The organism is Sulfurospirillum tamanense (assembly GCF_016937535.1).
Taxonomy (GTDB): Bacteria; Campylobacterota; Campylobacteria; order Campylobacterales; family Campylobacteraceae; genus Sulfurospirillum_B; species Sulfurospirillum_B tamanense.
On the sequence record NZ_JAFHKK010000043.1, the window covers coordinates 1 to 11554 of the forward strand.

13 protein-coding genes are annotated in these 11554 nt (G+C 40.9%); 9 read left to right on the top strand and 4 right to left on the bottom strand.

Annotated features, from left to right (window positions below):
• The coding region (locus JWV37_RS12045) for a site-specific DNA-methyltransferase (RefSeq protein ID WP_205460074.1) at nucleotides 1–1225 on the bottom strand (1225 nt) is incomplete at its 3' end.
• A gap of 155 nt (nucleotides 1226–1380) precedes the next feature.
• On the opposite strand from JWV37_RS12045, the gene JWV37_RS12050 reads away from it, so the two are divergent.
• Complete coding sequence (locus JWV37_RS12050; protein ID WP_205460075.1) at nucleotides 1381–1566, top strand: helix-turn-helix domain-containing protein; 186 nt, start codon at nucleotides 1381–1383, stop codon at nucleotides 1564–1566.
• Nucleotides 1567–1618: 52 nt separating this feature from the next.
• Here the strand turns inward: JWV37_RS12050 and JWV37_RS12055 are convergent, their stop codons facing one another.
• Nucleotides 1619–1969: a DUF4870 family protein gene (locus JWV37_RS12055; protein WP_205460076.1), complete on the bottom strand. Its 351-nt coding sequence runs from the start codon at nucleotides 1967–1969 to the stop codon at nucleotides 1619–1621.
• A gap of 86 nt (nucleotides 1970–2055) precedes the next feature.
• Here JWV37_RS12055 and JWV37_RS12060 point away from each other — a divergent pair, with 86 nt between their 5' ends.
• The 5 genes from JWV37_RS12060 to JWV37_RS12080 all read left to right on the top strand — a co-directional run bounded on the left by JWV37_RS12060 (nucleotide 2056) and on the right by JWV37_RS12080 (nucleotide 7576).
• Nucleotides 2056–2562: a SprT family zinc-dependent metalloprotease gene (locus tag JWV37_RS12060; RefSeq protein ID WP_205460077.1), complete on the top strand. Its 507-nt coding sequence runs from the start codon at nucleotides 2056–2058 to the stop codon at nucleotides 2560–2562.
• Between the two features lie 95 nt (nucleotides 2563–2657).
• The gene (locus tag JWV37_RS12065; protein WP_205460078.1) at nucleotides 2658–4541 is read left to right on the top strand and encodes a methyl-accepting chemotaxis protein; all 1884 of its coding nucleotides are present in this window, start codon (nucleotides 2658–2660) and stop codon (nucleotides 4539–4541) included.
• Nucleotides 4542–4633: 92 nt separating this feature from the next.
• The gene (locus JWV37_RS12070) at nucleotides 4634–5071 is read left to right on the top strand and encodes a Dps family protein (protein WP_205460079.1); all 438 of its coding nucleotides are present in this window, start codon (nucleotides 4634–4636) and stop codon (nucleotides 5069–5071) included.
• Nucleotides 5072–5092: 21 nt separating this feature from the next.
• On the top strand, nucleotides 5093–5938 hold the full coding sequence (gene zupT, locus JWV37_RS12075; protein ID WP_371829338.1) for a zinc transporter ZupT: 846 nt from the start codon (nucleotides 5093–5095) through the stop codon (nucleotides 5936–5938).
• Between the two features lie 147 nt (nucleotides 5939–6085).
• A complete protein-coding gene (locus tag JWV37_RS12080) occupies nucleotides 6086–7576 on the top strand; it encodes a fumarate hydratase (RefSeq protein ID WP_205460080.1) in 1491 nt (496 codons plus the stop codon).
• 183 nt (nucleotides 7577–7759) lie between these two features.
• Here the strand turns inward: JWV37_RS12080 and JWV37_RS12085 are convergent, their stop codons facing one another.
• Nucleotides 7760–8788 (bottom strand): chemotaxis protein CheX, encoded by a 1029-nt coding sequence (locus tag JWV37_RS12085; RefSeq protein ID WP_205460081.1) that lies wholly within the window; start codon nucleotides 8786–8788, stop codon nucleotides 7760–7762.
• Nucleotides 8789–9083: 295 nt separating this feature from the next.
• Nucleotides 9084–9242 carry a HepT-like ribonuclease domain-containing protein gene (locus tag JWV37_RS12090; protein ID WP_369407685.1) on the bottom strand — a complete coding sequence of 53 codons (159 nt, stop codon included), beginning with the start codon at nucleotides 9240–9242 and terminating at the stop codon, nucleotides 9084–9086.
• A 604-nt stretch (nucleotides 9243–9846) separates the two neighbouring features.
• On the opposite strand from JWV37_RS12090, the gene JWV37_RS12095 reads away from it, so the two are divergent.
• The 3 genes from JWV37_RS12095 to JWV37_RS12105 all read left to right on the top strand — a co-directional run.
• On the top strand, nucleotides 9847–10023 hold the full coding sequence (locus JWV37_RS12095) for a hypothetical protein (protein WP_205460083.1): 177 nt from the start codon (nucleotides 9847–9849) through the stop codon (nucleotides 10021–10023).
• A 33-nt stretch (nucleotides 10024–10056) separates the two neighbouring features.
• Nucleotides 10057–11253, top strand: coding sequence for a hypothetical protein (locus tag JWV37_RS12100; RefSeq protein ID WP_205460084.1), 1197 nt, complete (start codon nucleotides 10057–10059; stop codon nucleotides 11251–11253).
• Nucleotides 11254–11256: 3 nt separating this feature from the next.
• Nucleotides 11257–11554: hypothetical protein (locus JWV37_RS12105; RefSeq protein WP_205460085.1), on the top strand; the 298-nt coding region annotated here is incomplete at its 3' end.

Below are 11554 nucleotides of genomic sequence, written 5' to 3' on the forward strand. Positions count from 1 at the left end.
TAGAAACTGGTTTAAAATCAGATTTAACTTCCTCAAGATGTCTTTTATATTGAGGCGTACCAATTCCATCTTTTGGAAATATAATTTTATCTTTCTTTATAAGTTCTAACATTTTTGACTCTATTGTTCGCCAAACTCTATTTGGGTTACATTTATAGACTAAATTAGTTTTTGGATCAGTAATATCGTAATATAAATTTGGTCTTTCAACTGCTGTTTTATTACATGTTAAATCACCGCTTGTCCATGCACCTCTAATATCATTATCAGGATTTTTATAGTTAGAAAAATGTTTTTTAACACCAATGAATTTGAATTTACTGCTAGAAGAATAAGCAAGAACATATTCATGATCTATGGATGAAAAATTAACAGAGTCATTTGTTCCACTTCTCTTTTTCCAAACAAAATTTGCTATGAAATTTTCTCTTCCAAAAATTTCATCCATCAAGACCTTTAAATAGGCTTGTTCATTGTCATCTATACTCACAAAAATTACGCCATCATCTTTCAATAACTCTCTTGCCACTTCCAAACGATTTTTCATAAAAGTTAGCCAAGTGGAGTGATTAAAACGGTCGTTGTATTTAAATCCATCATTGCCCGTGTTGTACGGTGGGTCGATGTAAATTAGCTTGATTTGTCCTGTATATCGTTGCTTTAAACTGTGCAAAGCGAGAAGATTGTTCCCTTTTAGGATGAGGTTGTCGTCCATCGAAATTTCACTAGGGCTACTTTGCCCCACTTTGTCAAATTTTTTGATGTTGGTTAGCACTTTTGGTTCAAAGAGTCTGTCTATCTCCTCTTTGCTAATGATGGCATTGTAAAATACCTCTTTTTTGGCAACATCTTCATTGCTCATGCCACCTTCTAAAATGCAGTCTTTGTAAGGAAAAGCAAGAACAACATCATCAAATTTTTTGATGAAACTATCTTTTTTGATAAGTCCTATTTTATTGGTATAGCTTGTAAATGAGTTATCAAAATACTCTTTAGCATTGAAAAATTCATAGAGTTTATTTTGGTTGAGGATGTAAGCATCCTCGATAACTTCAAAAAAATGCTCTTTTGTTGTTTGGTTTTGAAGCAAAATAGCAATGAAAGATTTATCGAGTTTTTCGATGGCTTCAAAGATTTTACCCGTGAGAAATTCCCCCTCAAGACTTGAAAATTCTGAACCTAAAAATATCTGTTTTATTTTTTCATAGAGTGGTAATGTGGTCATTATTTTGCTCTTTTTTAAGTTTTTGAGATAAATATTTGCTACAGATGGGAATAGTAGCAAATATTTAGCGATATTTTGATTAAAGTAGCTAAATATTGATGTGTTAGAGTATTAGAGCGGGTCTGTTAATTTTGTAAATAAAAAGGCTTTACAAAATGACTCAAAGAGATATGGCTGGTTATTTGGGTGTCTCAACAGCAACTATCCGCAACTGGCGCAAGGAAAAACCCAATTTGTATAAAATCATCATGCAAGGTTTTGCGTTTGAAGAAGCGATAGAAAGTGCAAAAGAGAATTACGAGAAGCTAGAAGCCTTAAAAGAAAAAGTGAGCAAAAAATAGCCTTACATGTAAGCCGTCTTTTTCTCTGTTAAAATGTACACAAAGGGGGAGGCTACATCTCCCTTCCCTCCAAAAGCCTCAGCCAGCCTTTGGCGATGCGGTACACAAACCACACCAACGCGCCAAATATAACCGCATACCCCACCACGATAAACACCAACACAACCCCCAAAACACTCCAAAACACAAACCACCAAAAGCTACGGATTTGCCACCCGTAATGGCTCTCCAACCACGTTCCGCGCGCATCGCCTTTTTTTACATGGGCAATAATCACCCCAATAAGCGCTGTAATTCCCACAAAAAACGAAGCCGCATACAAAGCATACACAGCCGTAGCGGGGCCTTTTTGATTTTCAGGGGCATCTTTCACGTAGGGACGTTGGTCGTAGCTGTATTCCATTGGGACCTCTTTTTTTGCCAAAATTGTAACACAAAAACCGCCCCATTCTCTTATGTAAGCGCGGCTGTTTTGGCTATACTTCCCCCATGGATTTTCACACCCTTGCCCACGAGACCTTAGCCCGCTATGTTGCACGTGCCAGTGGCGCGTCCACCCTTACTCTCACCCTCGCCTTTGACCTCAAAGGCCACAGTACCATTGGCCAGTGCCGTCAAGAAAAACGGGGCCATTACCGCATCCGCCTCCACTGTGAACTGTGCGAACACTACGGCCAAACCTATCTTGAAGATGTTATTCCCCATGAACTTGCCCATGCGCTTGTCATGGAGCGCTACGGTCGCAGGGCAAAGCCCCATGGCAAAGAGTGGAAAGCCACACTTGAGCATCTTGAAGGGGGGAAAATCCCTTCCAAAAAACGCCCCAGCTACCCGCTTCTAAGAACGAAACGCACGCGCCTAACACGGCATGCCTACACGTGTGATTGTGGCAAAAAGCACCTTCTCTCAGCCATTCGTCACAACCGTATAGTGCGCAAAACCCATTGGTATAAATGCCTTACATGTAAAGGTGTCTTGCTTCCCCTAGAAACATGATTTTTTATCCTGAGTTTTTTGGTTATATTTTATTACTTCCCTATAATATTTTTACACTATAATGCTTTTATAGACCATTTCACAAAGGAGCTACCATGACATTTAAGCAAAAAATAGCGCTTTTTGTCTCTGTATTTATGACGGTGGGCTTTTTGCTTTTTGGGGCGTTTAGCTACCAAGATACCAAAACCAACTCATTGGCCCAGTTTGAAACCAACACCCTTGTCATTACCCGTTCCTTTGCCCAGTTTTTAGACCTATGGGCCATCGACAAAAAACGGGCAGCCCAAGGGGCAGCCGAAGCTTTTTCAGATATTGAAACCCTAGATTCAGAAGAAATCTACCGACGCCTTGAAGCACTTACTGCCCAAACAGGCGCTTCAGATAGCTATGTGGGAACGCGCGAAGGAGCTATGTATCTTGGCAGTAGGGCCACCCTTCCTGCTAGCTATGACCCCAGAGGGCGCCCTTGGTACAAACAAGCCCTCGAAGAGAAAAAAGCAGGCTTAACAGACACTTACATGGACGCCACCACAGGAGCACCCATCGTGACGGTTATGGCGCCCATCATGCAAGGCAACACTGTTTTAGGTGTCTTTGGTCTTGACATCACCCTTGATCAACTCATGCAAATGATTGAATCCCAACGCCTTGATGCGGGCTATGTTTCTATTATGGATGGTGTAGGCGTGCTCATTAGCGACCCTGAGCACCGCGGAAAAGACATAGCAACCCTCAACGAACCCCTTAAATCCCTCTACGCTAACTTACGAGGCACCAAAGAAGGGATTACATTTTACGAAGATAAGGGCGAAAAGATGTTCAAATCCTTTACGACTTCTGCGCAAACAGGCTGGACTCTTTCGCTAACACTGCCCGAACACGTGGCTTATGGTTTCTTGGCTGCCCAATCTCGTAGTCTTGTTATTTTGGGCATATTATTAACCCTTGTGGCAATCGGTGCAAGCATCGTAGGCGTACGGCAACTCTTGCGCCCACTTGATGGGCTTGCAAGCCATGTCAAAGCCCTTGCTAGCAATGAGGGGGATTTGCGCGGACGGCTTGATGCTTCACGCAATGACGAATTTGGACATGTTGCCAGGGATATTAATGCGTTCATAGACAAGATTCATCAGATTGTCAAAATCTCAAAATCCATCAGCGCAGAAAACTCGGCCATTAGCGAAGAGTTAAGCCAAACAGCAGGAAAGGTGGAAGACCAAGCCAACCAACAATCCCGCATCGTCAACGCAACCCAAAAAGAGGGCAAAGGGCTTGAAGCCTATCTTACGGAGTCTGTTGAAAAAGCAAGCCGTTCTGAAAAAGAGTTGGCCAACACCTTTAGCAGTTTAAGCACCGTGCGCACCAAAGTAGGCAACCTCGAAGCCACCATGCAAACAACAGCGGCTAACGAAGAAGAACTCTCTCAAAAGCTCTCAAGCGTAAGCCAAAACGCCCAAGAAGTCAAACACGTGCTTGACATCATCAAAGACATCGCCGACCAGACCAACCTTTTGGCCCTTAATGCCGCCATCGAAGCCGCGCGCGCAGGAGAACACGGGAGAGGGTTTGCCGTAGTTGCCGATGAAGTGCGAAAACTGGCCGAACGCACCCAAAGTTCCTTGTCTCAAATTGATGCGACCATCAGTGTTGTTGTACAATCCATCACAGACACAAGCACCCAAATCAACAACAACACCCAAGAGATTCACGCTCTTGCCGCAAGCTCCAAAGAGCTCCAAGGAGACATGACGCACATTGCTTCAGTGATTGAATCTGCCATCAGCGACACGTCAAAAACCATTCAAGACTACATCGGTACATCCAAGAAAGTTGGGTTCATGGTCCAAGAGATTGACGCCATCAACACCCTCACTCAAAGCAACGTCAACAGTGTCCAAGAGGTCACCCAAGCATCCAACCACCTACACTCCATGACAGAAAAGTTGAATTTGGAGTTAGCAAAATTCGTTTCCTAGGTTAAAATGGTTATTATTAAAGGATAATTATTTTCTTTTAAGATTATTTATCTATAATAACGGTATCAAAACTTAAAAAAGAGGAGTTACTCATGAACACTACCATTACATTGCTAAACCAAATTCAAGCGGACGCTCACGCCCTATACGTGAAGCTCCACAACTACCACTGGAACGTAAAAGGGATGTATTTTTACGCCATCCATAACAAAACCGAAGAGCTGTATGACAAGATGTCTGAACTCTACGATGCAACCGCGGAGCGCGCCATTCAACTTGGTGGCAAGGCCGTACTTACTGCGGGTGCTCTAGCGGCACTTACTGCTATCGAAGAAGAAAAAGGTGAAAGCTTTGATGCTAGAACGGTTCTTGGGAGTATCATCAAAGACCTTGGCTACCTCAAGGCCAAATTTCAAGAACTTGCCGCAGCAGCCGATGGTCAGGGCGACAGCACCACTGTGGCTTTAGCTGAAGGTGAAATTGCTGAACTTGAAAAAGAAATCTGGATGCTTAACGCCTCGGTAGCTTAATGTTTTAAATCAGGGGGCTTTTTGCCCCCACTCACCTTTACATGTAAGGATTGTTTTTTGTTGGCGACCTACGGCCCTGCCTTTTTACTCACCCTTTTTGCTGGACTTTCCACAGGCATCGGCGCAGGACTTGCTTTTTTTACCAAGCCCGGCGACACACGCTTTCTCTCCATTGGCATGGGGTTTTCAGCAGGCGTGATGATTTACATCTCCTTTGTTGAAATCCTTCCAAAATCACAACACGAATTTGCAGCCGTTTATGGAATACTTGGTGGCCAAACCTTGGGGTTGCTCTGCTTTTTTGGCGGTATCGCCCTTGCCTTTTTAATCGACCATTTCATCCCAGAAGACGTCAACCCCCACGAATTTAAAACCAAAAATGAAATCCGCACCCTCAAAAGCAACACCGCCGTGCTCAAACGCACAGGGGTTTTTACGGCCATTGCCATTGCTATCCACAACTTTCCTGAAGGGTTTGCTACCTTTGTTTCTGCTCTTGATAGCCTTGCTCTTGGTGTTCCCATTGCCCTTGCCATCGCTATCCACAACATTCCTGAGGGCATGGCGGTTTCTCTCCCCATCTACCATGCAACTGGAAAACGGCGCACTGCCTTTTGGTACGCTTTTGCTTCTGGCCTTGCGGAGCCTTTGGGCGCTTTGATTGGGTATTTTTTGCTCGCGCCCCTCATGGGTGAATTGACCCTTGGCATTACGTTTGGTTTTGTTGCAGGCATGATGATTTACATCTCTTTTGACGAGCTCTTGCCCTCGGCTAGGGTTTATGGCAACGCACACACTACAATCGTAGGGATTGTTTTGGGAATGTTGGTAATGGCGCTAAGCCTTATCGGCTTTGCAATGCTTTAATTCTCTAAAATCCAAAATTTATCCCCCAACTCATGGTAAAATACCCTCATCTGCCTTACATGTAAAGGGCTTACATGTAAGCATTTTTGTGCCTTTTGTTGCCAACCCCACGTTGCTAACGCAACCCAAACTTATGCAAGGAATTTCATGAGCACCATTACCGAAGAACACATTATTCAAAGCGTTCAAGACGCGCTTCAGTACATCTCCTACTACCATCCTGCTGACTTTGTCAAAGGCATGGTAACAGCCTATGAAAACGAGCCTTCACCTGCGGCTAAAAATGCAATTGGACAAATCCTCATCAACTCCAAAATGTGCGCCATTGGCAAACGCCCCATCTGTCAAGATACGGGCATGGTCACCATGTTTGTCAAACTCGGCCTTAACGCAAAGCTTGAGCTCAAGCGCCCACTGCAAGACGTACTCAACGAAGGCGTCGCCAAAGCCTATACGCATCCAGATAACACTTTGCGCTACTCCGTACTAGCAGACCCTGCAGGAAAACGCGCCAACACCAAAGACAACACCCCTGCGGTGATTCACATCGAAACTGACCTCTCCGACACCCTTGAGATTACCGTAGCAGCCAAAGGTGGCGGTAGCGAAAACAAAGCCAAATTTGGTGTTTTGAACCCAAGTGATGACCTTGAAGCTTGGGTAGTGAAGCAAGTCGAAGGAATGGGTGCGGGCTGGTGTCCTCCAGGCATTATTGGCATTGGCATCGGCGGTAGCCCTGAAAAAGCCATGATTTTGGCCAAAGAGGCTCTCATGGAACCGGTAGATATTTATGAACTCAAAGCCAGAGGTGCCCAAAACCATCTCGAAGAAAAACGCTTAAGCTTGTTTGAAAAAATCAACAACCTTGGCATCGGCGCCCAAGGCCTTGGTGGCATGAACACCATTCTTGATGTCAAAATCAAAGATTACCCCACCCACGCGGCTTCCTTGCCTGTGGCCATCATCCCCAACTGTGCTGCAACTCGCCACATCCACTTCACCCTTGATGGCTCAGGTGTCGCAGAATTCGTACCGCCCTCTTTAGACTTATGGCCCGACATTAAACTTCCTACTGATGGGTTGAAAAAAGTTAACATTAACGAACTAACCAAAGCTGACCTCGCACAATTTAAATCGGGTGACACTTTACTCATTAGTGGCAAAATCCTCACCGCACGTGACGCAGCGCACAAAAAAATCATTGACTTGATGAAATCAGGCGAGGGGCTTCCTGAAGGGCTTGATTTGAAAAATCGCATGATTTACTACGTGGGGCCAGTAGATCCCGTGCGCGATGAAGTTGTCGGACCAGCAGGCCCAACCACCTCTACACGCATGGACAAATTCTCCAAAGACATTCTAGAAACTGGGATTTTGGGCATGATTGGCAAAGCAGAACGCGGTCAAGCCACGGTCGATCTTATTAAAGAATACGGGAGTATTTACCTCATCGCCACCGGTGGCGCGGCGTATTTGATTGCCAAATCCATCAAAGGCGCACGTACGGTTGCCTTCCCAGAAATGGGCATGGAAGCGGTATATGAATTTGAAATCGAAGACATGCCAGTAACTGTCGGTGTGGATTCGCAGGGAAATTCCATCCACCAGTCTGGCCCACGCTTGTGGAAAAAAGCCTGAGTTAACAAGGGCGGCAACCTCCGCCGCCCTTCCTCTTTACATGTAAAGCTTTCTTACCCCAAAGTTCTATTTTTATGAGTTAAAAATACACTATAATAATCTTTTTATAACTTACAACGTAGTTTTTATACGTAAAAATGTATAAAATAATAGTTTTATTGGATATTTAGAACGTTTAAAAGGTTATTTTGTGATAAACATGTAAAAAGGATTGCCATCAAGTTGCATATCAATCCAAATTCCATTTTCTTGCCCAATGGCTGCAGTTAGGGCGCTTACAGTAGTGTAGGTTTTAGGGAGATCAAAAATAACACGAACGTTAATTTTGGAAAGTTTGGATTTGGCACTTCCTGTAATGATATTGCACAGCTCGCCCACACCGTCCATAATGGCCTCATTGTCCGTCACCAAAACTTCCTCGCCCAGCATCGCCTCCAATGCATACACCGCTAGTGGGCGAGGGAAAAGTAGTACAAAATGGCCTTGAATATCTCCTTTGAAGTGCATCACTGCCGTGACAACATCACCTTCTATTTTTGTGGTAAAAGGCTTAATTTGGTGTGAGGTCTTTTTGGCTTCCATGCCCGTATAAGAAACTAATGTCTCTACGGCCGTATCCATAAAAACAGGGAGATTCGCTACCAGCACTTTTGAAAGAGGAAGTGCACTTGTCACAGGCTTGGTTGCTGCTGAATTTAGGTGGCATTGTGTAATGGCAATATCGTAGCCATTTTCCATGCGACGCTTAAAATCAGACTCATCTGTCGCACGATGCACACTGTAACCTTGGCGCACAAGCATCATGCAGATTTTATCCATGTTGGATTCATCTTCATCAAACACAAGAATATTGAGGTCTTTTTTTAAGGTCTTAGGGGCAAAAAACAAACGTGCCGCCTGAACTGTTTTGCAAAGCTTTACGGGCGTACCGCTGGTCATCACCTTAAGGGCTTCGTAAGTTCTCGCCGAATAATCCGTCAAAGCAACAGGGACTTCAAGAAGCTTGGGAATACTCTCAAGGCGCGTGATTAAAAATTTCAAGGACTTGGCATCGTACATAGCGCTTTTTAAGCTCAGAACCACCCCTTTAACATGGCGATTTTTAATGCTTTCTCTGGCACTGATGATTGTATTGACCAACATGGTCACTTTTTGCTCTTGCATGGTACCAGCATAAGAAACCGTCATAATCTCATTTTGAATCGTATACATACTACTCTGTCCTGTTTTTGACAAATTAAAATATTATCTTAGCCTAGTGGGGATTGAAGTATGATTAAAATTCAATGAAAATATCTTTTTTTTCACACGAAGTCCAAAGAAAAAGAAAAAGTCTAACTTTTTTTGAATCCCAAATACCAAGTATCATAAAGGCATCATGAGACAGCTTTTCATAAACCTTCAAAAGCTTATCAGCATCGTCTATTTTCGCAAAAACACACATCTTTATCCAAAAGAGCACACACTCAAAAACGCCACACACAGCAGGAGGTCCAACTCTGAAACTTTATTTATGTAAATCTAAAATTTTCAAAATCTCTTTTTTAAGTGGTAATAATTTTTCATTGATGATACCCCAAATCTCTTCGGAATCTATACCAAAATAATCATGAGCAATAATATTTCTAAAGTCTTTTATCTTTTGCAAGGTATTTGATTTTGTGATTTTTTGAAATTTTCGTCCATTCGATTAATGGTTTCACCCATGACAACAAACTGCATCATGGTGACATCAAAGCTTTTTGAGTCATGGTAAAACTCTTCGGCATCAGAAAAGTCATTTGAGTACTCTTCTATCTTCTCTATGCGCCGTTGACACGGAATATGAAAGAAGACAAAAAAATGCAGGAATTTGTACTGAATATGAAGACCAATAAATATACAGCAAAAAAGTTTAAACACCTTTACCAACTAGCCGGTTGATGGCAAAAAAGAGGGGTTTAATGTTTTTTTTGTGATAATGTTCAGGTTCTTAAAACTAACATATCTTTTTCTATTTTGTAACGATTTAAAAGCTCGTTAAGAAAGTGGTTGCTTCTTTTGCTGTCACAACAGACATAGCTTAATTGGCTTGGTTTTTGAACACTTAATAATTTTTTTGTTTTGGAAAAAGAGAGGTACACTGAATCGCCACTTGCAAATTCTACGTATACGTCGTTTTTCATTATCTCGATATGTTGTATTTTAAAAATGGTAATTATTCCTTTTTTTTAGAAATTTTAGTAAATATTTTCCTTTTTGTCAAGCAATACCTATATGAAAGTGAGACTATGACCAAAAAAGAATTAGCTAATCGCATCAACGTAGACCCCAAGACCCTTAAAAACTGGGAATCCTCCAAACCAGAACTTCTAAAATTAATATATCTTGGCCTAGCCACTGAAGAGCATGTAAAAGAAACCGAAAAGTATATAAAAACCATTAAGGAACTCCATGAAAGCAAGTGAGGCAAATAAATATTGCTTCCAGAGGGCCACAAGGTGACTAAAGCTATTCACGATGTAGTAGTTGATACTTTAAATCATTTTGGTAAACCAACAGATATTGCATTAATCTATGAGTATATTGTAAAAAATGAGCTTTATTCATTTGGTGCCAAAAAAGAAGACCCTCAACATATCGTTAGAAATTTAATTGAGCGAAAATGTATAAACTCCAATGCTTCTTATAAAACAAAGCAACTACTCTTTTACAAAGAAGGCACCAAAAAATATGGACTTCTTGAGTGGCTAGAAGAGTCGGATAAAGTTGAGATTTTAGAAAGCTTTCATAAAGCCCAATTTCAAAACATAGAATCTAAACTCGATGAAGTAGAGTCTAAACTAGGCGTAGAAAAAATCAATGAACAGCTCAATAAAAACATTTTAAAAATCGATGAACACGCCAAGAAACAATCTGAACTACTGAAAGAACAATTAACAAATAATTTTCATAACAATACTTTAAAAATCGAAAATCTTATGGCTTCATTTCGTTTGGAAACCGAAAAGACAAAAAAAGATTTTGATGTAGAAGCATTGAACAAACAAAATGAAATTGACAAAAAAATCAATGATATAAGCAAACAATTTGAAGAAGAGGTACTTTCTTTAAAAAATCAAGTGAGTGATAACTTATCCGAAGAGTATGCAAAGATTAAAGAACTCCGAGAAGAGTTAGAAAAAAATATCTACATGAAAGAAGTTCATGATATGTCAGAACACTTTTCAAACAAAGCCGACACTATGGAAAAAGAAAAAGATAAGTACTATAAAAAATTTGAGATAGGCATCATAGTAACTTTTATCATCAGTATATTTGTTGTGTTGTTGGAGTACATTCCATACTTAAACGAACTACACAACTCTAGTAATATATTTGTTACAAAACTTACTCTACTATTGCCTATACTGCTGTTTGTAACTTTTATGTGGAGAAACTATCTTCATAGTAAAAAGCTTTTTGAAGAGTACTCATACAAATCAATTTTGGCAAAACATATACCGATAAACAGAAGAATCCTCAAAAATGATGCAGGGTTGGATGATAAAGAGATAGCACAGTACTCAACACTAAAATCTGTAGAAAAAATACTGGCTAATCCAAATGAAAATCAGATAAAAGAAGATACTACCGTGATAGATAAGTTGATGAATAGAATGCAAGAGTTATTACAAAATCAAAAGCAGGAATCATAAAAAATGCTTCAACTTTTAGGAGTCTCAATTTTATTTGGATTATTTGTACTAATAATATTCTTACAATTAAAAGTTTTATATAAAAAAAATATCATTAAAAAACTATGTTTAAGAGTGAATGATATTAGGATAATGTTCTATATATCAGCTACTTGGATATTATTGATTGTAATTTATGCACTATATTCTTGGATTAATCAAAGTGATGTTAATCCTATAGGACTTAATGAATGGGGAGATTTTTTAGCTGGTTTTTTTGCTCCTTTATTATTTGCATGGTTGGTTTATGGAGTATTTATAC

Coding starts and splice junctions, on each gene's coding strand:
- JWV37_RS12050 (WP_205460075.1), top strand. CDS start 1,381: ATGACTCAAAGAGATATGGCTGGTTATTTGGGTGTCTCAACAGCAACT.
- JWV37_RS12055 (WP_205460076.1), bottom strand. CDS start 1,969: ATGGAATACAGCTACGACCAACGTCCCTACGTGAAAGATGCCCCTGAA.
- JWV37_RS12060 (WP_205460077.1), top strand. CDS start 2,056: ATGGATTTTCACACCCTTGCCCACGAGACCTTAGCCCGCTATGTTGCA.
- JWV37_RS12065 (WP_205460078.1), top strand. CDS start 2,658: ATGACATTTAAGCAAAAAATAGCGCTTTTTGTCTCTGTATTTATGACG.
- JWV37_RS12070 (WP_205460079.1), top strand. CDS start 4,634: ATGAACACTACCATTACATTGCTAAACCAAATTCAAGCGGACGCTCAC.
- JWV37_RS12080 (WP_205460080.1), top strand. CDS start 6,086: ATGAGCACCATTACCGAAGAACACATTATTCAAAGCGTTCAAGACGCG.
- JWV37_RS12085 (WP_205460081.1), bottom strand. CDS start 8,788: ATGTATACGATTCAAAATGAGATTATGACGGTTTCTTATGCTGGTACC.
- JWV37_RS12095 (WP_205460083.1), top strand. CDS start 9,847: ATGACCAAAAAAGAATTAGCTAATCGCATCAACGTAGACCCCAAGACC.